Below are 24,872 nucleotides of genomic sequence, written 5' to 3' on the forward strand. Positions count from 1 at the left end.
CCCACGCTCACGGGCTAACACTAGAAAAGCGACAAACGGCCACTTTGCCATTGACACCTACCGACTTCCAAAGCACGCCAGAGGAGGAATCTGGCGCATTTCCATGTGCCCTTCACCAATTGACCCGTGCCGCGGTGACCGATAAAACGAAGGTTCAAAGCGCTGCCTTAGGCAGCACCCCAGATGACCAGAGCCTTCAAGGTCATGCCGCTAACCCGGTGGTTCACCCCAAAGTGCGATTCGCGCCCGGAGGCTCGCACGGTCATTCGCCAGAATGATGGACGCCCTCTAAACAATCCGCCTAGTGCGGCTGCCCGCTAACCCTTTAGCCCTGCAGCAACGAACCTGCTCGGCCAACGTTTTGCGCCAACCGTTCGCCCGTCTCTTTTCCAGAAAAGAGACGGGCGCTCCTACCACTGCTGCAGCCCTCATCGCACATGGCTTTGCGGCAATTCCCCTCGTGACAATCCGCGTGGCAAGCGCCGATGTCACCAGCAACAGTGCTGTAGATGATGGTGCCGCAGACCAGGGAATGGACTGCACCTGACTGACAGTCAGGCATGCCCCGGTCATCGCAGTGCTGCTTGCAGCTGGCTCAGGATCTCGCGGCACTGGTCTCGTCAGCCAGTGCAGCCTCCACCCGCCCACCGGTAACGGTGCTCAGGAGGACAGATCATGAGATGCCCTTGCTCCTGGTCGTAAGGAGCCGCCAGTCCCGCGTCAGTGGGCACCCTCACAGGTCGCAGGGGCCTTGATCCCTGATAACACTCAGCATTCTTGGCGGGATGACGTGAGGGAGAGATCGGTAATTTATGGAGGAAGGCTATGCAACTGCGCGAAGTACAAGGGCCACCACGCCCCTTGTTGGAACAGCAGATTACGCCCCTACCCTACCCGGTCGCGGCGCTGGGCGATCTATTGGGGCCTGCCGTCGAACGCATGGCCGATGTAATCGGCGTTCCCTGCGCCATGGCCGCGCAATCCGTTCTGGCCACAGCAGCGCTAGCGAGCCAGGCGCACGCCAATGTTCACCTCGACGGCCGAAACTATCCGTTGTCGCTGTACTTGCTGACGGTGGCATGCTCGGGTGATCGCAAAAGCGCGGTGGACCAAGTTGCACTGCAAGCCGTACGCGACTGGGAGAGACAACAGTGGATCGCTTATGGCGAACAGCTCAAGGCGCACCGCGCCGCAATGAGCGCCACTGCAAAATCTCCGACCTCGAAAAAGTCGGTACAGCTAGCGCTAGACGCCCAACCTGAACCTGCCCAACCGAGACTCCTCAGTGCTGAGCCAACCATTGAAAGCCTGGTGAAAAGCCTGTGCCATGGTTTGCCAAGCATGGGGCTGTTCAGCGATGAAGGCGGGCAGTTTTTGGGCGGCAGCACCATGTGCAAAGACAACATGATCAAGGCCATCACTCACCTGTCGACGCTGTGGGACGGTAGCCCGATTGATCGGTCGCGCGCGATGGCTGGGGAAAGTCTGCGTGTCTACGACCGCCGCCTCAGCATGCACTTGATGCTGCAACCCCGCCTGGCAGACCGTTTACTGCAAGACGCTGATATCAAAGACCAGGGCATCCTGGGACGCTGCCTGATCAGTTGGCCTGAGCGTCTGGTTGGCCAACGGCTGTACAAAGCGATCGACCTGACCCGAGATCCTAAGGTGCATCTGTATCAGCAGCGCATTGCCGCGCTCATGCAGAAGCCTTGGTCACGCCATAAAGACGGCGGCCTCGACCCTGTAACCCTAGAGTTAAGCCCCCGCGCCCGTGAAGCATGGATTGCCATTCACGACACAATTGAATGCGAGTCCGGGGAATTCGGCGAGCTGGTCAACGTGCAAGCTGCTGCGGGCAAAGCCGCCGCGAACGTTCTTCGCATGGCTGGCGTGATGGCGGTGGTTGAGGAGTGCGCTGTCTTGGAAGACATGCACATTCAGCGCTCCTCTACGCTGATGGACTACTACCTGGCCGAGAACCAGCGCCTGACCGAACAGGAACCACTGAATAAGCTTCGCGCAGAGGCGGATTGTCTGCTGCGCTGGTTAATTAAGAAGAACTGGCCACCGTTTCGCCTCCGCGACATCACGCGCAACGGCCCTCGCTTTGCCCGCAAAAGCACGCGCCACACCTTCGAGTTATTGCTGCAGTTGGTTGCCCATAACTGGTTGAAGAATGCAGGGGACATATTTGAGGTGCGCCATGTTCCGCCTCAATGACGCCGTGCGCCGTTATCGGGCGCAACATCGCTCGCCAACCGAGCTACGATGTGTCGCCACCGCCGCCACCACCTTGTCGCCACGTGCCAATTCAGATGCGGCGGAAGTTGTCGCCAGTGTCGCCGCTGTCGCCACTCCAACACCTGAGTCAATCGACGTCGTTTGGCTCATCGAGCAGTTGCAAGAAGAAGGAGCTTTGCTGCAACACCGGGAAAACGCCCTTCTCATCCGCCCAGCACATTGGGGACAGTTGGACAGCGTCAGCTCCCATTGGAAAGCCGTGCTGCGGCACCTAGAAACCAACGATCCAGGTGAAGACAATGGCGGTGGTCGGTCGGCGTGACAGTCGCAACTTTGGCTACGGCCGACAACTGAGCTACGGTGGTCGGTCGGCGTGACAGTCGCAACTTTGGCTACGGCCGACAACTGAGCTACGCCGGTCGGCAGGCTCTACAAGACATGTTTGCCGGCGGCCACTTCGCCACGGTCAAAGCGCATGGCGATCGCTGGCAAGCCTTCGTACGCTGGTGCCGATCAGAGGAAGGCCCCGGTTACAACGATGCGCGCCAGATTGATCGACATACGCTCCAAGACTACGTCGCACACCTGCGTCAGCAGATTAAGCAAGGCGATCTGTGCATCGCCACCGCGCAAAACCGCCTGAGCAGCGTTAACCGCACCCTCTCCGCGCTGCGCGGTGATCAGGATGTGAGGATCGCCAGCCCGAGTCAGGCGTTGGGACAGCAGCGCTCGAGCGTACGCACTCGCGCGCCAGATGGCCAAGATCACCAACAGGTGCGGGGACTGGCTGAGGTGCTTAGAGAACAGCAACACGATCGGGTGGCCGCCATAGTCCTTTTAGCTCGAGCAACCGGCATGCGTCTGCGCGAAGCGATTCTGGCTGACCTGCCACGCTTACACCGCGAAGCCGAACGCTTAGGCCGCATCAACATCCAAGACGGCACCAAAGGCGGCCGTTCAGGCTCATCAGCGCCGCGATGGGTCGTGGCCAATGAAGCGGTGAAAGCGGCGCTGCAGTTGGTGCGTCAGGCATCGCCGACTGGCAGCCGCAACTTGCTGGCCCGAGACGAAAGCTACGCCATATTTCTGCACCAAACCGTGCTCCCCGCCCGCGAAACGCTGCATGCACACGGGCTGAAGGGTTTTCATGAACTGCGCGCAGCCTATGCCTGCGAACGTTACGAGCAACTCACGAACCACGCCGCACCGGTGAATGGCGGCCACTGCTATCGCATTGACCGTGACCTTGATCAACAGGCGCGCCAACAAATCAGCCTAGAGCTCGGGCATATCCGGATCGATGTGGTGTCGGCCTACATTGGCGGGAGAACATGAGCAAACCCTTCGATATGACGCTGTTCCTGACCGGCGTACTGACCGGTTCGAAGGCCACGCAGCAACGTCACCTACGCCAAGCAAGAGTCATGCAAGCGGCCATTCAACAGCGATGGCAACGCGATAATCCCTGGACCTGGCAGCTCAAGCATATGCGCTGGTTTCTCACAATGCACCTGAAAGACCATGCCGACGCCACCCAGTATCACTATCGCCTCACCGCCCTATTAATCTGGAAACGGTTGGGGAGTGACCCAGCAAAGCTTATTCAACGATCGCCTCGTGGCTAGGCAGGCTCCCGAGACTCAGAAAGCGATGCCGGTTAGCCGCAGATTTTTGGCGAATTGCAGTATAGTTGCGTCACAAATCACCGCGCCGGCACACCAAATCACCATGGATAAGAAACGACTGTCAGAAACGGACATCATCACCAAATTCATCCTTCCTGCTGTCGAGCAATCAGGATGGAACCCAATGATTCAGCTCCGTCAAGAGGTGAAGCTGCGCGACGGTAAAGTCATCGTCCGTGGTCAGGTGGGAGCCCGTAAAACGGTTAAATCGGCCGACATAGTCCTCTATTACAAGCCCAATATGCCGCTGGCGGTGATTGAGGCTAAGGCTAATAAACACGAAATAGGCAAAGGCATGCAGCAGGGACTGGATTATGCCCGCCTGTTGGACGTGCCCTTTGTGTTTGCCAGTAACGGTGACGGTTTTGCTTTCCATGACAAAACTGCTGTCAATGAAGGCGGGGAGCTAGAGCGTGAAATCAATCTCGCCGACTTCCCTGGCCCCGAGACTTTGTGGCAAAAATACTGTGCCTGGAAAGGCTTCACAGAAGATCAGCTGTCGCTCATCACCCAAGACTATTACGACGATGGCAGTGGAAAATCTCCGCGCTACTACCAGCTGCAGGCGATTAACAAAACTATTGAAGCCGTATCGGCCGGGCAAGATCGCATTCTCTTGGTGATGGCCACCGGCACCGGCAAGACCTATACCGCTTTCCAGATAATTTGGCGTTTGTGGAAAGCCAAAAGGAAAAAACGCATTCTTTTCCTGGCTGACCGTAACATCCTTGTCGATCAAACCCGCATCAATGACTTTCAGCCCTTTGGCCAGGCCATGACAAAAGTCACTGGCCGCAAGCTGGATCCAGCCTACGAGATTCATCTGGCGCTCTATCAGGCGCTTACCGGGCCAGAAGAACACCAAAAGGCTTACAGGCAGGTTGATCGCGACTTCTTCGACCTCATAGTTATCGACGAATGCCACCGTGGCAGCGCCGCTGATGACAGCGCCTGGCGCGAAATCCTTGAGTACTTCAGTTCGGCCACTCAAGTCGGCCTCACTGCCACTCCCAAAGAGACCGATGAAGTCTCCAACATCGATTACTTCAACGAACCGGTTTACACCTATTCGCTGAAAGAAGGTATTGAGGATGGTTTCCTCGCCCCCTACAAGGTGGTGCGGGTGGATCTGGATGTGGATCTGCAGGGCTGGAGGCCAACCAAAGGTCAGCTTGATCAAAATGGGGAGCAGATCAAAGATCGCATCTACAACCAGAAGGACTTCGACCGCGTCATGGTCATCGACGAGCGCACCCAATTGGTAGCGGAAACTATTACCGCCTACCTAAAGCGCACCGATCCCATGGCCAAGACCATTGTCTTTTGTAATGACATTGAACATGCGGAACGCATGCGCCGTGCTCTGGTCAACCTTAACAAAGATCAGGTTTCCAAGAACGACAAATATGTGATTAAGATCACCGGTGACGATGAAATCGGCAAGGCCCAGCTGGATAACTTTATTAACCCCAAACGCACCTACCCAGTTATCGCAACCACCTCAGAGCTGATGACCACCGGCGTCGACGCCCAAACCTGCAAGCTGATAGTATTGGATCAAGCCATCCAATCGATGACCAAATTCAAGCAGATCATCGGTCGCGGCACCCGCATCAACGACAAGTACAATAAGCTCTGGTTCACCATCCTCGACTTCAAGAAGGCCACCGAGCTGTTCGCCGATGAGCGTTTCGACGGCATACCCGAGAAGGTCATGGTTACTGATCCCTCCAAGATCATCGACCAAGATGACCCGAGCTTTGATGATGAGCTCAACAAAGATGACGAAGAAGACAGCCCAGATAACATCGGTGTTTCAGGCGAAGGCAGTACCGATGCCGACACCAACCAAGGTGACTGCGGTTCGGCTGGTAATATAAGTGGTGGTGAAGGCGAGCCCTATGTCAAATACCGCGTTAAAGGCGTGGCCGTTAATAAAATCGCCGAGCGCGTACAGTATTACGACAGCGACGGCAAGCTGGTGACCGAATCGTTCAGAGATTACACCCGCAATGCAATTACAAGGCAATTTTCTTCACTGGATGAGTTTGTTCGAAAGTGGAGAGGGAGTGAGCGAAAGCAGGCGGTGATTGACGAATTGGCCGCCGAGGGTGTGATCTGGCAGGCATTAGAGGAAGAAGTGGGTAAGGATATGGATCCTTTCGACCTTATTTGCCACATAGCTTACGACCAGCCGCCACTCACTCGCAAAGAGCGTGCCGAAAATGTCAAAAAGCGTAACTACTTCACTAAGTATTCAGAGGTTGCCCAAAACGTCCTAAACGTATTGGTTGAACAGTACGCCGACGCAGGCATCAGCCAGCTAGAGCAAGCCGGTCTTGCCGAACTCAAGGTGCCAAAACTGAAAGCGTTGGGGAACCCCATGCAAATTGTCCAAAATGAATTTGGCGGTAAGTCTGAATATAAACAGGCTTTAAGTGAGTTAGAAGAACAACTCTATACAAACGATAAAACCGCGTAAAAACCTATTTAGATCAGTCGTAATAAGCGCGATCGCCATCAAACACGCGCCATTTACTAGCATTAATTGCTAAAGAGAAAATCATGTCCGTCAGCTCAGTAATAAAATCCATCCAAGATATCATGCGTAAAGACGCCGGCGTCGATGGCGACGCCCAGCGCCTAGGCCAAATGTCTTGGCTGTTGTTCCTCAAAATATTTGATGCTCAAGAGCAGCAACTTGAGTTTGAGCAGGAAAATTATTACTCTCCTATCCCTAAGAAATACTTTTGGCGGAACTGGGCTTCTAACAATCAAGGCATTACTGGCGATGAACTACTGAGCTTTATAAACGAAGATCTGTTCCCAACACTTAAAAGCCTCACTGTATCCATCCATAAAAATCCTCGAGGTTTTGTCGCCAAAGAAGCCTTTAGTGATGCCTTCAACTATATGAAGAACGGCACACTATTGCGTCAGATGATCAACAAGCTGAATGAAATCGACTTTACCGACTCGAAAGAGCGGCACTTGTTCGGCGATATATACGAGCAGATCCTGAAAGATCTGCAGAGCGCCGGTAACTCTGGTGAGTTCTACACACCGCGAGCCGTTACCCGATTTATCGTGCAGATGATCAATCCAATGCTAGGCGAGACTATTTTCGATCCTGCTTGCGGCACCGGCGGCTTCCTCGCCTGCGCGTTTGACCACGTCGAGCAAAACTACGTCACCACTGCCGAAGACCATCAAACGCTGCAAAGGCAGATCCATGGTGTCGAGAAAAAGCAGCTACCGCACTTACTTTGCACCACCAATATGCTGTTGCACGGCATTGAAGTTCCGGTACAAATCAAGCACGGCAACACCCTCAATAAGCCGCTCTCTAGTTGGGAATCTAATATTGATGTCATAGTTTCCAACCCTCCGTTTGGTGGTACAGAAGAAGACGGCATTGAGAAAAATTTTCCCGTTGAAATGCAAACTCGCGAAACTGCAGATCTTTTCCTACAGCTGATTGTCGAGGTTCTAAAAGTTAAAGGGCGTGCTGCTGTTGTTCTTCCAGATGGAACTCTATTTGGTGAGGGTGTAAAAACCAAAATCAAAAAAATGCTGATGGACCAGTGCAATCTGCACACGATCGTTCGACTGCCTAACTCCGTATTTGCACCCTACACAAGTATCAAGACCAACATCTTGTTCTTTGAGAAGGGTCAGCCGACTAAAGATATTTGGTACTACGAAGTACCATTGCCTGCAGGCATTAAAGCCTTTAACAAAACTAAGCCCATGAAGCTAGAAGACTTTAATGATTGCGCTACCTGGTGGGGAGAAGGCGATACTCAGCAAGAAAAACTCGCCCGTAACAATCGCCAAGCCAACGAGCGAGCTTGGCGGGTGAGCATTGAGGAAATTGTGGCGCGCAACTACAACCTCGATATGAAAAACCCCCATCAAGAAGAAAAGATCGGACACGACCCAGACACACTTCTGGCCGATTACCACCAACAACAAGCGGGTATTCAAGCGCTACGCGATCAACTCAAAGGCATCCTTGTCGAAGCGCTGTCCAACAACACAGAAGGTCAGCAGTAATGGGTGCCGAACGACTGTTAACCGACAATATTGACCTTTGGACATCAGCTATCAGAGCCAAGGCTACTCAGGGTCGTGGTAGTAACAAGAAACGCGAGCTTTTTGGTATCAAAAAACTGCGAGAGTTGATTCTGGAACTGGCTGTGCGCGGCAAGCTTGTGCCGCAAGATTCAAATGAAGAACCGGCAAGTGTATTCCTAGAACGTATCGCCGATGCCAAGACTCAGTTAATCAAAGATAAAATAATAAAAAAACCTAAAAAGCTATCTGAAATCAAAAATAAAGATACAACTTTTCCCCTACCAGCTAAATGGGAGTGGGTCAAGCTTGGTGATCTTGTAGAGATGTACAACGGAAGGGCTTTTAAGTCATCCGACTGGGCTACAACCGGCCTACCAATTGTGAGAATTCAGAACCTTAATAATGAAAAGGCTGAATTCAACTACTTTGATGGTGACCTAGCTGATCATAATCGAATAGACAATGGCTCATTTCTAATTAGCTGGTCAGGAACGCCAGGCACATCTTTTGGTGCATTTATCTGGACTCGCGGCGAAGCAGCACTTAACCAGCATATCAACAAGTGCGTATTTCACACTAATGAAATCAACCTTGAATTCATGAGACTAGCGGTAAATGGATGTATGAACCATTTCATTGAAATGGCTCAAGGCGCAGTAGGGCTAAAACATGTAACGATAGGAACATTAAACAATGCAGTATTTGGCTTTCCTCCTTTACTCGAACAAGAGAGAATAGTAGCCAAAGTAGATGAGCTGATGGGCTTCTGTGATCAGCTGGAGCAACACACTGAAGCAGGTATCGAAGCCCATCAGGTTTTGGTCGAAACTCTGCTGGAATCCTTAACCAACGCCAAAGATGATATTGAGCTAAGTGAAAACTGGGGACGTCTGAGTGAACACTTCGACACTCTGATCACAACCGACTTTGCCGTGGAACAACTTAAACAGGCTATTCTGCAGCTAGCTGTTATGGGAAAACTAGTCCCGCAGAATCCCGCCCAAGAGCCTGCCAGCGAACTAATTAAGAGCATAGTTGCTGAAAAGAAAAAACTTATCAACGAGGGGAAAATCAGAACAACCTCCCCCCTACCGGAAATTACCGTTGAGGAAAAACCGTACTCACTTCCTAAGGGGTGGGAGTGGTGCAGAATTGATACGTTGACACTATATTCTGAAGCTGGCTGGAGTCCAAAGTGCCATGATTTCGCCAGAGAGAAAAATGCTTGGGGCGTTCTAAAAATTAGCGCAGTTACTTGGGGTGAATTTAAACCGCAAGAAAACAAGCGACTACCAGATAATTTAGAACCAAGGCCAGAGCTTGAGGTCCGGGGAAATGACTTCCTAATATCTCGCGCAAACACACCTGAGCTCGTAGCGAGATCTGTGGTTGTTCCGCTCGGAACTGAACCAAAGCTAATGATGAGCGACAAAATCATTAGATTCACTTTTAGCGAACATGTCTCACCGAGTTATCTGAGCCTTGCAAACAACTCAAAATGTTCCAGGGCGTATTATGCTCGCATAGCTGGCGGAACAAGCAGCTCAATGAAAAACGTATCAAGACATCAAATTCAGATGCTTACAATTGCACTGCCTCCATTAGAAGAGCAGATCCGAATAGTACACAAAGTTAATCAACTTCTGGCTCTATGCGACCAACTAAAAGATCGTCTATGCGAAGTTCAAACCACGCAGCTGCACCTGGCACAGGCTGTAGTCTACGGTGTGATTGGCGAGCCTGAAAAAGGCACAGAAGCCCCCGAGAGCAATACGAATGATATGAAAATCACGACAACGCTTTCACTAAATTGCGAAAATTTTAAGAGTGATGCGGTTATAGCGCCAATTATTCTGGAGTTGGGCGGATCGGCAGATGCGAAGGATGTATGGGGCAAGACACGGCTAAGCCTTCCTGATTTTTACGCCCAATTAAAGGTAGAAATTGACGCTCTGTATATTAAAAAACCGGCTAGCGCAGAATTCATAGAGGCATAAAAAGTGAAGTTAAAGGAACTAACTATACCAAATCACAAGGGATTTGTTGACTTCACAATAACGTTCGACAACAAATCGCCAATCACTACAGTGATTGGCCGGAACGGCGTTGGGAAGTCAAATCTTATTGAGATAATTGTCTGCATTTATAGGGCGATTGATCTGGGTGAATCGACAGACTTTAGTTACACCCTGGCCTATGAGTGCCGAGGCCATGATATAAAAATCATATTTGACGTTGATAATAAGCTCAACAACCTCGTTATGATTGACGGCAGCAAAAAATCATTTGCATTCCTCAAGAGTTATGCGAACGAGTATCTTCCGCTTAATATTTTCACCTACTACTCCGGCACCAACGAACGAGTTGAGCAACTATTCGTAAAGCATCAAACCCGTTTTTATGAGGCCCTTACCAAGGGTGACAATCAGTTAATTCGACGTTTTTTTTATTGTCGCGATGTTCATAGCTTCTTCGTTCTTTTAGCTTTTTTGGTTGATGATGACCCGTCCTGCAAGGAGCTGTTGGAGCAGCTTAATATAGCGTCATTGGATTCGGTGCTTTTCTGCCTAAAAAAACCGTACTGGTATAAAGGTAAACCTTCAGAAGTTATGCGCGAAGAAGGGGATCCACGATTCTGGTATTCCCGCGGGGTGGTCAAAGAATTTCTTGATAATTTGTGGCGCCATGCTATCGCCCCTATTGATAATACAGAACGTAAAACGGTTGACTTTCGAGGTCGCTCAGAGACCCAGGATCGCCTATATCTGTTTTTACCGGATGATAGTGCGCTAAAAGGTTTGGCCTCAGAGTACCCAGATGCTACATCGCTATTCAAGAACATTGAAAGCACCTACATCGCGGACCTGCTTGAATATGTTCAAGTAACTGTTACGCTGATCGACGGAAAGAAACTAACATTCTCAGCGCTTTCTGAAGGTGAGCGCCAACTATTAACCGTATTGGGCTTAATGAAGTTCACTAGAGGTGACGAGTCTTTATTTCTGCTAGACGAGCCGGACACACACTTAAACCCTCGATGGAAATTAAGCTACTTTGATCAAATTGAAAAAATTCTAGATCACAAAATCGAGGGTAGCAACCTCAACGCTTGGCAAACTAGCCAGGTGGTATTGACTACGCACGATCCAATAATGTTGACGTCACTCTATGCCGAGCAGATTCGTGTACTGACTGAGAGCGATGATTCTGGAAAGCAATCTGAAATACCTACACAAGACCCAATCAATATGGGAATTGAAGCAATAATTCAATCCGATCTGTATGGAATTCGAACAAGCCTAGATAATTCCATACAAGAATTAATCGATAGAAGATTTGAAATTTCGAAGGCTATTGATGGGGTCGAAAATGATTCTAAAAAGAGAAAATTGCTATGGCAGATCCATCTGATAAATATTGAGCTAGATGAACTGGGCCAGTCGGTATCGCACCCCAACCCTTACTTTTCTAAGTTCGCTAAAGCAATGAGCGAATCCGAGATTTTCAAAAAGCCAAACTACACCCACGAAGAATATGAGATAGTTCAGGAGCTAGCCCTTTCAAATCTTAATAAGATCATGACCGAAGAGGGCATGAAATGATTCATATCGACGCGCCTTTCCAGACGGCTGACTATAAAAGATTAAGTGAAATTGACCGTGTACCACAAGTCATTAAAACCTGGATCGCCCAAGCAAGCGATCACGAAAAAGTGCTATTGGATAACGAAATTACATTAGCGGACAAATACAAGTACATCGAAGAAAAATCTGCGTTTTGGCGCGGCAAAAGGCTTACAAAATGGCTCCTCGGCATAAGCTATAACAAGTGCTGGTACAGCGAAGCTAAGTTTGCCGGTGACTCTGCTGAGCTTGAGCATTGGAGACCAAAAAAGGCCACTCACGACTTTAGTAAAAATAAAATACACGATGGCTATTACTGGCTTGCATTTAATCTTACAAATTATAGGATTTCAAAGGGAAAACTTAACAGAATTAAAGGAAACTTTTTCCCACTAATAGATGAAGGCACTAGGGCCGGTGGATGCCACGTACCGCATATCGCAGAAAAACCTTTGTTCCTAGATCCAATTTCACCATCTGACCACCAATGTTTAAGCTTTAACGACAAGGGCGAGGCTATCTTTAATGAAGGCATCTTAACGCCAAGGGCTGAAGAGAGAGCCATCACAACAATCAAATACTTTGGCTTGAATACAGACTCTTTAGTCATTGAAAGACGCCTCCTATGGTCAACCGTAAGGCAAAACTACGCAAATTATATTAATCATATAAAATTGGCGAATGATGGGTGTCCGGCCTCACAAGGCATAGCGGACACATATGCTCATGAAATTCATTATCTCATACATGAAACCTCAGCTTTTTCATCGACAGCTAGAGCTGCCCTTAAGACGTTAAGAGAGCCTACTGCAGATGCGTTCGCAATGAGCGCGGGAAAACCGAGGCCGTCCAACGAGCAAAAGGCTTGAGATTATTATAGATTTGTTGACCAAGAGTTTAGATAGGGCAGCGTGAGCAATGGTCAGAGACAGTGATTAAAATCAAGGGGGTGAATATATGTCGAATAACTGGATGATTCGAGCTGGACGCGGAGGCGTTTACATAGAGGATTTTGAGAAGGGTTACGCCGCTATTGGTTGGTCACAACTGGGAGATCTAACCCAGTACTCTACAAGCGACAGCCTACGCCAAGAGTACATAGAGATTTACGGCAACGATAAACCTTCGGCCACCGCCAATGCGGTCGCTATGATCCTAAAATTTCGTGACCAAATCACCGCTGGGGATCACATCGTTAGCTATAATCCAGAAACGCGGGAGTACTTGCTAGGTATCGACCAAGGCGAGTATCTGTATCAGCCTGATACGGTTGGCGACTATGCCAACCTTCGCAAGGTTGAGTGGTTGGGTAAAGTCAGCCGTGATCAACTTCCACAGAAAGCGAAAAACTCCCTAGGTTCAACCCTGACACTGTTTTCTATAAGTCAGGAAATCATCGACGTGTTTACAGCTGTATTGGAGGGTAAAGCCCCCAGCCCCCTACTCAATGACACAGATGCAGTTGAGACCGAAGTGGAGCAGCTAAAAGACGAAACTGTAGCCCAAAGCCATGAGCTCATCAAAGACAAAATCGTCGCTCTGCTACCTGACGAGATGGAAGAACTGGTGGCAAGTATACTCCGCGCCATGGGTTACAAAGCCAAGGTATCACCCAAGGGGCCAGATAGAGGGGTAGACGTTATCGCCTCACCCGATGGATTAGGCCTCACCCAGCCACGTATCAAGGCTGAGGTAAAGCACCGCGATGGTTCGATGGGGGCTCCCGCGATTCGTAGCTTTATCGGCGCGCTACGTGACGGTGACTCAGGCTTGTTTATTAGTACTGGTGGTTTCACTCGTGAGGCCCGCTATGAAGCCGAACGATCCAGCATTCCGCTCACCTTGGTCGACTTGGACGATTTGGCCGACCTAATCGTGAGCCACTACGAGAGCTTCGATCTAGAAGGGCGTGCACTGGTGCCGCTGGTCCGGATCTACTGGCCTGTTAGCTAAATAGTGAATCACCCCTGAGTTCGTAGGCGCAGCCAAGCGTCTCCTTCTCTGCCCGCTGACCAGAAGATCTCTGCCGATCACCACTAAGCGTGCTGGTCAGATCGAGTGCAAAAAGGTGGTCGAGTGGAGTGGTGCGGTATTCCAATTGGTATTCCTTTCGAAAATTAGAAATCTCCATTAGCCCTATAAATCAGTACGTTAATGATCTAATTCAAGTTACCCCGGCCCCAGCAAATCCTAAAAAGAAGACGCCTAGGGCCCTAGGGCGTCTTCTTTTGTGCCTGGAACTCCGCAAAATCGCCGGCTTTAGTGCTACTGAGCAAACCTACGCCCAACTCACGGAATGCTCCTGTACGCCCCTGCACTCCGCTTCCTCGCCCCCTTCGCCTTACCTATCCTCCACCCGAACACATTGCCCCCCTTAAAACCGGTAGGCCTTTTTCAAATCATCCTGCGGCCAGTACTCGCCAACTAAATTACGACGTGGGAACGAAGTGATATCTGCTGTACTAAGCCCGACACTATCAACTGTAATAATTTGCTGCACCACCCTATTGTAAAAAGCCCTAAAATGATTAGCCCCCTTAATCGCAATGATCTTATGGTTACCCACATCCAAACCATGCAGCAAAAAAGGTTCCGTGTCATAAACCTGCTCTGCACGCGAAGCCACAATTACGTCCACCCCATTGATCACTAACCGACACATTGCCCCTAGATCAAATTTCACCCCTTCGAACATCGCCCCAGGACGGTTTACAAATCGCCCATCCGTGATGGACTTCACGTAGGCCGTCGCTTGAATCGGCGTACCCTGAAAACGCCCCTGCTTGGCACCCAGTGAAATCTGTATCGTCGCCCCCACCCCCGCACGCTGCGCTTGTTTAACTACCGCAGCATCATTAATTGAGGCAAAACAGCACTCACCAGAAGGCAGGTTGGCCTCCAACAATGCACGTAAAAGATAGGTTCCATCACCAGGCGTACCGCCTCCGGGATTGTCCGCATACTCGTTAATCACGATAGGCCGCTTGTCACTCTTGAGTGCCAGGGCAATGCCTTCGTCAGGCGAAGGGTGCGTGGGCCTGAAGGATTCTCGATTTTCCCATATCCACTCGGCGACGGTATCTATACAGCTATTGGCGAGACCTTCATCGTTGTCCGTTGTGCAGATGACAGTCGGACACGGTGCAGCGATATCGGCGTAAGGAAACCCGTGAAACCAAGAGCAATCGATAACACCTGGCCGGCTCATAAGCTCTCGGCAGATTTCGTTGACCCGAAAGGGTATAAAACCTTCCTGAGTCGTTACGATGTAGGGCAGCATCGGTAGACGCCGGATAACTGTAAAAGGTTTAAAGCCTTCTCTCAGCATCTGCATAGTAAGATCTACTGCCTCAACCCCGCGCATCAGAAAATCTGTGTGGGGATATAGCCTGCAGGGAAGCGAGATATCGCAGGCTTCGTGCATTTGTGGAGTAACATTTCCATGCAGGTCATAGACAGCCGCTATTGGAATTTCGGGACCCACTAAATTGCGCACCGCTTGAGCAAGGTCACCTTCAATATCTTCGACGCCCTGCGCAACCCCTGCCCCATGTAACGCTAGCAAAACACCCTGTACGGGCATAGCGCCACGGATACCAGAGAGTATTTCCTGCTTCATAGCCTCATAGGCGCCCGCCTCAATGATGGCGGATGGCGTTGCCTGGCCCAAAAACGTATTTTTTAGTTGAACACCGGCAAGCCTTGCGCCCTCGATAAAACCACCAACTTGATGGTTGGCGCCTTGGAAGGCATGCACGATCTCATCCCCCCAATATTGTTCAAATGCACTCAGCGGCGTCGGGCCTGAAACCTCAGTCGTGTAGGTATTGGTCTCGTGAATGATGCCAGCAACGGCCAAGGTGATAGTCGGGTTAGCGAACACAGTAATACCTCCATGCCGTTAGCGGCTAAATTGGGTCTTGTCCAGCGTAAGGGATATGACTGCACCCACTAGAAGGGCACTGGCTATTAAATAAATCGCGGGCGTCGTGCTGTGGTAAGTGTCTCGAACCCATCCAATAAGATAAGGTGAAACAAAACCGCCCAAGTTGGCCAGGCTATTGATGACGCCAATGCATGCCGCAGCGGTGGCTCCGCCAAGGAATGTCGTCGGTAATGTCCACATGATGGGTGAAAAACTAATAATGCCGCCCGCTGCAATCGATAGGCAGAAAATAGCCATGTACAGGTTTTGCCCTGCGAAGGTGCTGGCGAAAAGCCCAACAGCGCCTGCCACCATCACCCCAGCCAAATGCCAACGACGCTCACCCAGCTTATCGGAGCTGCGGCCCACCAATACCATTGTGATCATGGCGAACAGGTACGGAATAGCACTGAGCAGGCCGATCTCAGTCGCTCCACTAGCGCCTGCATCCTTCACCAAGGTGGGCAAGTAGAAGCCGAGTGTGTACAGCGCCATCATTGCAGCAAACGTCATGGCTATGATTTTAACAATGCGCGGATCACGCAAAACTTGCAGGAAGGACAGATGCTCCCGCGCGTGGTCGTCTTGTGCGATATCGCGCTCAATCAGGGCTCTTTGTTCGGTACTCAGCCACTGAGCATCCTGAACCCTGTTGGACAAAATCAGCAGAACGCCAACCGCAAGTGGCAGGGTTGGCAGTGCCTCTAGAACAAACACCCATTGCCATCCGGGGTGTCCGCCGACCATATGAAAATGCTCCATGATCCAACCGGACAGGGGGTTTCCGATCAATCCAGCCATTGGAATGCCCGCTTGAAAAATGGCCGTCATCTTTGCGCGGCGACGATTGGGAAACCAATAGGTAAGATAAAGAATAACACCGGGATAAAAACCGGCCTCTGCAACACCGAGCAGAAAACGCAGCGTGTAAAAGTGCCAGTCGGCTGTGACGAAGGCCATCATCGCGGAGAGGATGCCCCAGGTAATCATGATCCGCGCAATCCAGACGCGTGCCCCCACCCGGTGGAGAATCAAATTACTGGGCACCTCAAAAAGCAGATAGCCGATGAAGAACAGCCCAGCCCCAAGACCATAGGCCGCTTCGCTGAATTGCAAATCAGCCTGCATATTCAACTTGGCAATACCGATGTTCACCCGGTCAAGATAAGCCACCACATAGCAAAGCATCAAAAAAGGGATGAAGCGCAGAGCAACTTTACGATACGTCTTATCAGCAAAGGACTTTTCAGGGGTGCTGAGTGAAGCCTCTATAGAATAGCCCACTTGACTGCTCCTTGTAGTTTTTGAGATCGGCAGTTTGACAAAGGTGTGGCGAGCGCCTTACATCTGGCTCTTGATGCGCTCGGCTTTAGTGATAAACCCATTAAGTTCAATTGGCGGCACGAGAGAGCCACCGGTAGCCCACATCACATGTGTCACGTTATTCAGATTAATCCCGTGATGTTTGACGTAAGCTTTTCCCTCTGCTGAGTTAATTATCCAGTCTGGCCCTGAAAACCCTGCTGCAGCGGACGGCTCGACTTCGACACCCATTGAGTCTCTCAGTGCAAGTAGTTGGAGATAGAGATCATCATCCGCTACGGTGAATACCCCAGAAAGCTGTTTACGCATCAAGGGGCAGACAAATTCTGAAGCCTGTCCGACCGCCAAGCCATCGGCTTCCGTTTTATTATCCAGGCCAATGTCGTACACAGAAACGGGGTCATCGCTGCCAGACGCCAACTGAACTAATACGCAAGGTGAAGCAACAGGCTCTGCGAAGAAGCAATGCACGTGCTCACCGAACAGGCCTTTTAATCCATAAGTAATCCCGCCTGGTGCGCCCCCTACGCCACAGGGTAGATAGACGAACAGTGGATTGTCAGCATCTACCGGACGTCCTTGCTCGGCGAGTTGTTCTGCAAGCCGAGCGGCGGCGGCGGCATAACCAAAAAATAGAAGGGGTGAGCGTTCATCATCGACAAAATGGCATTTATCCGATTGCAGTGCTAAAGCGCGTCCAGCCTCTACGGCCTCGGCATAGTCCCCCTCATGCTCAACCACCCGAACCCCACGGTTACGAAGGCGGTCTTTCTTCCACGCCTTTGCATCTGCCGACATATGGACCACTGCATCAAAACCGAGTGCGGCTGCCATCACGCCAATACTGAGGCCTAGGTTTCCAGTACTGCCTACCGTCACTGAGTACTGTGAAAAAAGGGCTTTGGCTCTCTCGCTTGCCAGAACTGTGTGATCTTCTCCCTGCGCAAAAAGGCCGTGCGCTGCTCCCACCTTCTCTGCAAAAGCGAGCACCTCATGGAAGCCGCCCCGTGCTTTGATCGACCCAGCGATTGGCAACTGGTCATCTCGCTTGATGAACCAGTGGCCGGGCTGTTCGCACCCTGGGAGCGTTGCCTGTTGGAAAGGGCGGGCAGGCATGAGCGCAGATTCGATGACACCCTTGCTGGTCACCAGCTCCGGGAACAGTTGCACCAGCAGCGGGCCACATCGATCAAGCCGCGCTCGCGCTTCGTCAACACGAGGGTCTATTGAATTGGAGCCGGGGTCGCCCGCCGCCAGGTGCGGGTTGCACCACAGCAGGGGCTGCTTTGCCACAAGTTTTTCTACTAGAATTTCATCCAATTTTGCACAGTGCATCGTCGGTTCCCGATAGGATAGTTTTCAACGGATACTAGGGCTATCGGCAGCCTGTCGGTAGCGATGGTTTCTAAGGGTGGTATTAGGTGGGCTTATGGGTACGAATCTGGACACCTCACTGTTAGGCGGTCTCAGGTGTTTTGAGTCGTCGGGGCGTTTGCTGAGCTTCACGCGCGCTGCCGCAGAGCTGAACCTGACGCAAAGTGCAGTTAGCCAACAAATTAGACACCTGGAGAACAGGCTCGGATACCCGTTATTCGTGCGTCACCCCCGGGGGCTGGAGCTGACGTCGAAGGGCGTTGTGCTCATAGAAGTGACTTCTCGGCTCATTAACGAGTTGCAGCAAACGATAAACCGCCTCAGCCTGCTGAACGCTCCCTTGCAAATAAATTGCCTTCCCTCCTTCACGTTGCAATGGCTTATGCCCCGGCTGACGGATTTCAATCGTCAGGAGCCCGATATCTCTGTGAGGCTCAAAGCGGAGTTTCAGTCATTAGACAAGCATATGATGGATGCGTTAGACATCGACGTCGCCATCCGGTTTGACCCGGTCAGTTATAGTTATCTGCACGCGGATTTCATTATGGATGAATACCTCATCCCGGTAGCGACGCCCAACTATGTCAAGGAGCACCTGCAAGTAGATGGCCACATCTCGCTGGCTAACGCCGTTTTACTACACGATGCTTCGCCTTGGATGGATGCGCCCGAATATATCGAGTGGCGAACGTGGCTGGGCGCCCATATGCCAGACTATCAAGGTTCGATAGAGGGGCCTCAGTTTAACCTTTCCAGTTTGGCGATCAGCGCAGCGTTGAATGGGCAGGGAATCGCCATGGGACGTGCTGCACTGGTTTATGATGATTTGATGAGTGGGCGTTTAATTGACCCATTCAAAAAGCAGGTCATCGCACCTGCGCGCTATGTCATGCTACGCCGAGGCGATGAGGACCAGCGCGTACACATTTTTGCTGAATGGTTGAAGGCCGCCTGCAAACAGTTTGTGAATGACAGGCGAGCCATTCTCAATCTCGCCTGACCGATTGGACCTTGGATCACGAGCCCCAATGTGCCACACCTGCCCCCTTCACCGCCCCGGCAGCACCAGGCCAGCGGTGAGCGCGTCGAGCAAAGCACTGACCTTGGGCAGCATCTGGCGGCTTTTGATCCACACCAGATTGATGGCCAACCCTTCGGTAGCCAAATGCGGAAGCACCTCCACCAACGTACCGTCCTCAAGCTGACGGCTGATCAACCACGTCGGTAGCTGTGCAATGCCACATCCCGCCAGTACCGCCGTTACCTGGCCCTCTCCGTCGCCCAACACATAGCGGGCGGGCATGACCCTGCGCTCGGTCTCGCCGGGCCGGCTTCCCGAAAAACGCCAAGGGCTGACCGTTCCATCTGCTCGGCCGTAGGCGATGCAGTGGTGACGCTCCAGGTCGCGGTCATGCAAAGGCGTGCCGTGCTTGCTCAAATAGGCCGGCGACGCACAAAAGATATGCCGCTCGCAGCCTAAGTAGCGATGCCCCAGTGCGGGCGGCCAGACATCAGAGCCGCCAACGCGTACGACGATATCGACGCCGTCTTCGACCGGGTCGATGAAGCGGTCAGAAAACGAAATGTGCGGCAGCAGCAAGGCGTGATCCTGGGCGAACCGCAGAATGACCGGCAGTGCCTGCAAACGGCCGAAGGCCGCAGGTAGATCGATGCGCAGCCTGCCGCGAGGCTCGCTGTGCTCGGCGTGCAGCGACAACTCTGCTTCTTCAAGGCTGCCCAGCACACCCGTGCACGTGCGATAGAACGCTGTGCCGGCGTCGGTCAGTGCCAAACTGCGGGTTGTGCGATTGAACAACCGAACCCCAAGCCTGCTCTCCAGCCGGGCAATGCTTTTGCTGATGGCCGACCCCGTCAAATTCATGCGCTCGGCAGCAGTCTTGAAGCTGCCGGCATCCGCAACACAGACAAATACATCGATGCCTTTCAAGCGCTCGGAAGAAAACATAAACCTCCTATTAATGAATTTGGTTCATTTCATTGGGTAAAACGTATCGTAAATCCGACCTGTTTTCATCGGTAAGCTGGCAATCACTGAATTCATCACCACAAGGGTATGTTCATGTCTTTGCACAAACCGACGGTCCTTATTACTGGCGCCAGCGGCCAGATTGGCAGCGCCACGCTGCGCGAGCTGCAGGCCGACGACTCCATCACGCTGGTGGCAGCCGTGCGTTCAGCCGCCAAAGCCGAGGCTTTTGCAGCCAGGGGTATTCGCACGGTCATGCTGGATTTTGATCGAGAAGAGACGCTGGCCCCTGCCTTGGAAGGCATCGACCGGGTCTTTCTGGTCACTGGCTATACCGTGGACATGCTGCGCCAGAGCAAGGCGTTTCTCGATAGCGCGAAACAGGCCGGGGTGAAACACATCGTGCATCTGGGCGCGTGCGGACGTGACGACACCACGGTGGGGCATTGGGCCTGGCATCAGTTTGTGGAGCGCTACATTGAATGGGCGGGGTTCACGTTTACCCATCTACGCCCGGAAGCCTTCATGCAGAACCTGCTCAGCTACGACGGCACCCAAGCAGTGAACGCTGGCGTCATTCAGCAATATACCGGCCATGCACCGTTCAGTTGGGTCGATGGCGATGACGTCGCCGCAGTTGCTGGCCAGGCGTTGCTACACCCCGACACCCACGCTGGGAAAACCTATCGGCTGGGCTACGACGCAAAATCCTACGACGAGATCGCGGCAATCTTGAGCGAGTTGTTGGGGCAACCCTTCCGCTACGAAGCACTTTCACCGGCTGTGTTTCTGCAGAACATGCGCGCGGCCGGTGCCGAGATGGCGTACATGCAATGTGTGGCGGATAACTTCAAACGCATTGCCGCACGGGCAATTCCAGGGGTTGAAGAGACGTTTGACAATTTTGTGCAGATTACCGGCCGCGAGCCTGTTCGCTGGAGGGCGTTCATACACAAGCATCGCAGCGCATTTGCCTACTGAGCGCTGGCTCGGTAGCAGCGACTCTCACCCTGGCCATTAAGCAGCCCTAGAGCATCTGCGCCAATCGAACCGCCACCTTCGATGCCTGTTCAGCACTGGCAATGTTGGTGAACCCAAGCACCAGCCCCTGCTTGGGTTCAGCCTCCAGGTACCACCGTGAAAGCGGTTCAACAGCAATGCCCAGCGCGCGAGCACGCTGCGCAATCTCAACATCATCACCTTCCCGAAGCCCTACAACCAGGTGCATCCCCCCCGCTTGAGGGTCGATCAGCAAACGCCCCCCAAATTGCGCCCCCAGCGCCTCAACCAACCACCGCCGCCGAACCCCATAAAGGCTGCGCATTTTCTTCAGATGCCGCGCAAAGTGCCCCTCCTGCAAAAACGCACTGACAGTCGCCTGCAGCACCTGCGGGCAGTGGTTATGCAACCGGTCCGCCTGGCGAGCAAACGCCTCGCTCTGCTCCGCCGGCACCACCAGATAAGCCAAACGCAACCCCGGAAACAGCACCTTGCTAAAGGTCCCGGTGTAAAGCACGCGCCCCTGCTGGTCGAGGCTCTTGAGCGCGGGCAAGGGCTTACCCTGATAGCGGTACTCACTGTCGTAATCGTCCTCGATAACCCAGCTACCGCGCCGGTTGGCCCAGTCCAGCAACGCCAACCGGCGCGGCAATGACAAAGACACGCCAAGTGGGCTCTGGTGGGTCGGCGTAACCACGGCAAAGCGTGCATCCGGGGCACGGGCGATGCCTTGCGCGACGTCGAGCCCGTCCTCATCCACGGGGACTGGCACCAACTGCGCACCGGCTTCCAGCAGGGCATTCCTGGCCATGAAGTAGCCGGGCTCTTCCAACCAGCAGGTGTCGCCTTGGCGCATCAATGTGTGGCTGATCAGGTCCAGGCACGCGCGATAACCTGCACACACGAACACCTGCTCCGGGTGGCAGGTAATACCCCGTGAAATGCCCAGGTAGGCCGCGATGGCCGCGCGCAAAGGGGCATGCCCTCGCGGGTCGGGGTAGACAAGCCCCTCAAGGCCTGCCTGGCGCAGTTGGCGGCCTGCCAACCTTGTCCAGAGCTTGCGGGGGAAGGCATCCAGCGCCGGCAACCCCATTTGCAGGGCCAACGGCAGCTCACCGCAATGGGTGGGCTGGTACTGTGCCGAGGCCACTGGAGCGCGGGGCGTGAGGGTGGATACGGGGGGCAGGTGCGGTGTGACCACCGTTCCGGCGGCGCCCCGGGCGATCAAGTAGCCCTCCACTATCAGCAACTGGTAAGCCGCCTCCACCGTGCCTCGCGCCAGGTTCAACTCCGCCGCCAACGCGCGCACTGCAGGTACCCGGTCGCCTGGGCGCAGGCGGCCGTCGGCGATGGACTCACGGAAGCGGTGATAGAGCTGACGATAGATCGGCTCTGACTGGCTGCGGTCCAGCGTGAAGGGAAGCATCTTGGCCCAGTCGTTTATGCACTTTTCGGCCCTGTAGCTTAAGTCATTGGCGCATTAAGGTCAGCCATCACTCCTACAGTGGACGACGGCTATGCCTTACACACTGCAACACCTCGAAGACCGGGATGGCTTTCAGGCGAGCTTCGATCTCATGCAGGTACTGCGCCCGCATGTCACCGATCGCGACAGCTATGTGGAGCAACTGGCTCGGCAAACTCAGCAAGGCTACCGCCTACTGGCCGCGCTGGACGGTGAACAGGCTGTCGGCCTGGCCGGCTACCGCGAGCTGGAAAACCTGCTCTACGGGCGCTTCCTTTACGTAGACGACTTGGTGGTGCGGCCCGACGTGCAGCGCTGTAGCCTGGGGGCGAGGCTGCTGAATGCGGTTCGCGAAGAGGCGGTGCGGCGCGGTTGCGCCCATTTCGTGTTGGACACCGGGCTGCACATGCCGTTGGCCCAACGTTTCTATTTTCGCCAGGGATTGCTGGCTCACGGCATGCACTTCACCCAGCGCCTTCAAACAGAGAATCAGCCATCATGAACACTGTGCTTTTGATCAATGCCAGCCCGCATGGCCACGTCTCCCATGCCAATCAGGTGGCGCTGGAGTTAGTGGCGTCTTTGCGCCGTCGGTATCCGCAGCTCGAACTGGTCGAACGCGACCTGAGCAAGTATCCGCTGCCACCGCTCGATAGGGACTACGCCCACGCCCTGGCTACCCCCACGCCGTTCGAGTCACCGGTGTTCGAGCTCTCAGAAGCACTGATCGGCGAGTTGGAACGCAGCGATATCCTGCTCATCGCCACGCCGATGCACAACTTCACGCTGCCCGCCGCACTCAAGCTCTGGGTCGATTACGTGCTGCGTATTCACCGGACATTCCGTTCAGGCCCGGAGGGCAAGACCGGGCTCCTGAAAGACCGTCCGGTGTACGTGCTGGTGGGCTCAGGTGGCTTTCACCAAGGCGAATCAGCGCGGCAACCGGACTTTCTGACGCCTTACCTGCGCCAGGTACTGAGTACGCTAGGCCTGTTCAATCCACATTTCACCTACCTTCAGGGCTTGGTGTTCGGTGATGCGGCCGTGCGATTAACGCTTGAAGATACCCGTGCTCGGCTGTCACAGGAGCCTCTGTTCAAAGACCTGCTGGGCGCTTGATCCAGTCACTGATGAAGGCCAAAGTGCCGGGCGCATAGGCGCGACGCCCAAGCGCCACGAACAAATACTCCTTCCATAGGGGCCATTGCGAGACCAACTGATAATTGAATAACCCTGCTCGCAACAGGCTATGCGTGGCGTTGGGGACGACAACCACTTGCCTTCCGTTGACACCCGTAAAGAGCGCCCGGTAGACGCTCGAGTCTTCGTCTGTATTGACATTCACATCCTGCGCGCCCCACACCGCCAGCACCGGCCCTTTCATGGTTTTCAAGGCTGCCGTCACATCTTCGTTGTAGTTTTTCAAGACGAAGTTGAAATGGTCACGGTCCATCTCAGGAAAAGCATGGGGGACGTGTTGTGCTTTCAAATGGCCGAACACCTTGTCGTTCTGTCGGTATTGCGCCCGCACCCTCACGTCAATTTCAGCTGGAGTAAGCCCCTCGTCTGCCAATCGCAAGCGGGTGTAGTAGATGCCCTGGCGCCGCCAGTTTACCGCCCCGCCGATGATCACCGAGAAGTCTGGGTCACCTTCACTGGCCGCTCGCGGTATGACCCAGCCACCTTGAGAGAACCCCAGAAAACCTACTTTATGCACAGCAACGCCAGGTTCCTTGCGCACGCGAGCAAGTGCGGCCAGGGCTTCAGTAGCGCGATCTGACATCGACTGGTTGAGCCAATTGCCGCTGCTCTCCCCTATGCCTTGCTTGTCCCAGGTAAACACCCCTACCCCAGCGTCGAGCAGGCTATTGATAAGCGGCAAATACCCACGGGAGGCGAAGCGGTCCATAGGGCCGTCGCCGTGAATGATCAGCACCACAGGCGCTGATTGCACATGCGTCGGCAGTAGCAGGGTTCCGACCAAATCCGCTTCACCTGAGCGAAAGCTCAAGGTCGAGACCCGCGCATCGTCGAGCTCAAAGTCGGCTACGTTCTGCACCACAAATACAGCCAGCCCTAACAGCACCGAAACGCCACCTGCCAAAGCCAGAATCCAGAATTTTCTTGCCACTCCAACCTCTCCTTGCACCGGAACAAGCCGCTAGGCTCA

The 24,872-nt window shown here is 53.2% G+C and carries 20 protein-coding genes; 14 read left to right on the plus strand and 6 right to left on the minus strand.

The features are described 5' to 3' along the window. The first annotated feature begins 825 nt into the window (after positions 1-825). The 10 genes from ACSSU5_RS07265 to ACSSU5_RS07310 all read left to right on the plus strand — a co-directional run bounded on the left by ACSSU5_RS07265 (position 826) and on the right by ACSSU5_RS07310 (position 13,582). On the plus strand, positions 826-2,223 hold the full coding sequence (locus ACSSU5_RS07265) for a YfjI family protein (RefSeq protein WP_492560882.1): 1,398 nt from the start codon (positions 826-828) through the stop codon (positions 2,221-2,223). Next, on the plus strand, positions 2,207-2,566 hold the full coding sequence (locus tag ACSSU5_RS07270; protein WP_492560883.1) for a hypothetical protein: 360 nt from the start codon (positions 2,207-2,209) through the stop codon (positions 2,564-2,566). The genes ACSSU5_RS07265 and ACSSU5_RS07270 overlap by 17 nt, the downstream gene beginning before the upstream one ends. A gap of 38 nt (positions 2,567-2,604) precedes the next feature. Then, complete coding sequence (locus ACSSU5_RS07275; protein WP_492560884.1) at positions 2,605-3,579, plus strand: integrase domain-containing protein; 975 nt, start codon at positions 2,605-2,607, stop codon at positions 3,577-3,579. Continuing rightward, positions 3,576-3,869 (plus strand): hypothetical protein, encoded by a 294-nt coding sequence (locus tag ACSSU5_RS07280; protein WP_492560885.1) that lies wholly within the window; start codon positions 3,576-3,578, stop codon positions 3,867-3,869. Before ACSSU5_RS07275 ends, ACSSU5_RS07280 begins: the two co-directional genes overlap by 4 nt. 103 nt (positions 3,870-3,972) lie before the next feature. Continuing rightward, positions 3,973-6,411, plus strand: a complete 2,439-nt coding sequence (hsdR, locus tag ACSSU5_RS07285; RefSeq protein WP_492560886.1) for an EcoAI/FtnUII family type I restriction enzme subunit R — start codon at positions 3,973-3,975, stop codon at positions 6,409-6,411. Positions 6,412-6,494: 83 nt separating this feature from the next. Continuing rightward, a complete protein-coding gene (locus ACSSU5_RS07290; RefSeq protein WP_492560887.1) occupies positions 6,495-7,985 on the plus strand; it encodes an N-6 DNA methylase in 1,491 nt (496 codons plus the stop codon). After that, on the plus strand, positions 7,985-10,003 hold the full coding sequence (locus tag ACSSU5_RS07295) for a restriction endonuclease subunit S (protein ID WP_492560888.1): 2,019 nt from the start codon (positions 7,985-7,987) through the stop codon (positions 10,001-10,003). Before ACSSU5_RS07290 ends, ACSSU5_RS07295 begins: the two co-directional genes overlap by 1 nt. 3 nt (positions 10,004-10,006) lie before the next feature. Then, complete coding sequence (locus ACSSU5_RS07300) at positions 10,007-11,608, plus strand: AAA family ATPase (RefSeq protein WP_492560889.1); 1,602 nt, start codon at positions 10,007-10,009, stop codon at positions 11,606-11,608. Further along, the gene (locus ACSSU5_RS07305; RefSeq protein WP_492560890.1) at positions 11,605-12,498 is read left to right on the plus strand and encodes a hypothetical protein; all 894 of its coding nucleotides are present in this window, start codon (positions 11,605-11,607) and stop codon (positions 12,496-12,498) included. Before ACSSU5_RS07300 ends, ACSSU5_RS07305 begins: the two co-directional genes overlap by 4 nt. Before the next feature lie 88 nt (positions 12,499-12,586). Beyond that, complete coding sequence (locus tag ACSSU5_RS07310) at positions 12,587-13,582, plus strand: restriction endonuclease (protein WP_492560891.1); 996 nt, start codon at positions 12,587-12,589, stop codon at positions 13,580-13,582. Positions 13,583-14,003: 421 nt separating this feature from the next. On the opposite strand, the gene ACSSU5_RS07315 is transcribed toward ACSSU5_RS07310, so the two are convergent. The 3 genes from ACSSU5_RS07315 to dsdA are packed head-to-tail and all read right to left on the minus strand — an operon-like array spanning position 14,004 to position 18,212. Continuing rightward, positions 14,004-15,512, minus strand: a complete 1,509-nt coding sequence (locus ACSSU5_RS07315; RefSeq protein ID WP_492560892.1) for a M81 family metallopeptidase — start codon at positions 15,510-15,512, stop codon at positions 14,004-14,006. An 18-nt stretch (positions 15,513-15,530) separates the two neighbouring features. Continuing rightward, a complete protein-coding gene (locus ACSSU5_RS07320) occupies positions 15,531-16,838 on the minus strand; it encodes an MFS transporter (RefSeq protein ID WP_264311492.1) in 1,308 nt (435 codons plus the stop codon). A gap of 57 nt (positions 16,839-16,895) precedes the next feature. Continuing rightward, on the minus strand, positions 16,896-18,212 hold the full coding sequence (gene dsdA, locus ACSSU5_RS07325) for a D-serine ammonia-lyase (RefSeq protein ID WP_492560893.1): 1,317 nt from the start codon (positions 18,210-18,212) through the stop codon (positions 16,896-16,898). A 94-nt stretch (positions 18,213-18,306) separates the two neighbouring features. On the opposite strand from dsdA, the gene ACSSU5_RS07330 reads away from it, so the two are divergent. After that, positions 18,307-19,251, plus strand: a complete 945-nt coding sequence (locus ACSSU5_RS07330; protein ID WP_492560894.1) for a LysR family transcriptional regulator — start codon at positions 18,307-18,309, stop codon at positions 19,249-19,251. Positions 19,252-19,299: 48 nt separating this feature from the next. On the opposite strand, the gene ACSSU5_RS07335 is transcribed toward ACSSU5_RS07330, so the two are convergent. After that, complete coding sequence (locus ACSSU5_RS07335) at positions 19,300-20,217, minus strand: LysR family transcriptional regulator (protein ID WP_492560895.1); 918 nt, start codon at positions 20,215-20,217, stop codon at positions 19,300-19,302. 114 nt (positions 20,218-20,331) lie between these two features. Between ACSSU5_RS07335 and ACSSU5_RS07340 the strand changes: the two genes are divergently transcribed. After that, on the plus strand, positions 20,332-21,219 hold the full coding sequence (locus ACSSU5_RS07340; protein ID WP_492560896.1) for an SDR family oxidoreductase: 888 nt from the start codon (positions 20,332-20,334) through the stop codon (positions 21,217-21,219). A 46-nt stretch (positions 21,220-21,265) separates the two neighbouring features. Here ACSSU5_RS07340 and pdxR read toward each other — a convergent pair whose 3' ends face one another. Next, on the minus strand, positions 21,266-22,663 hold the full coding sequence (gene pdxR, locus ACSSU5_RS07345; protein WP_492560897.1) for a MocR-like pyridoxine biosynthesis transcription factor PdxR: 1,398 nt from the start codon (positions 22,661-22,663) through the stop codon (positions 21,266-21,268). A gap of 91 nt (positions 22,664-22,754) precedes the next feature. Between pdxR and ACSSU5_RS07350 the strand changes: the two genes are divergently transcribed. Further along, positions 22,755-23,204, plus strand: a complete 450-nt coding sequence (locus ACSSU5_RS07350) for a GNAT family N-acetyltransferase (protein WP_492560898.1) — start codon at positions 22,755-22,757, stop codon at positions 23,202-23,204. After that, positions 23,201-23,821, plus strand: coding sequence for an FMN-dependent NADH-azoreductase (locus tag ACSSU5_RS07355; RefSeq protein ID WP_492560899.1), 621 nt, complete (start codon positions 23,201-23,203; stop codon positions 23,819-23,821). The genes ACSSU5_RS07350 and ACSSU5_RS07355 overlap by 4 nt, the downstream gene beginning before the upstream one ends. Here ACSSU5_RS07355 and ACSSU5_RS07360 read toward each other — a convergent pair. After that, positions 23,799-24,833, minus strand: coding sequence for an alpha/beta hydrolase family protein (locus tag ACSSU5_RS07360; protein ID WP_492560900.1), 1,035 nt, complete (start codon positions 24,831-24,833; stop codon positions 23,799-23,801). The genes ACSSU5_RS07355 and ACSSU5_RS07360 overlap by 23 nt on opposite strands. Positions 24,834-24,872: the final 39 nt, after the last annotated feature.

The organism is Pseudomonas sp. E1MeOHC2 (genome assembly GCF_058745025.1).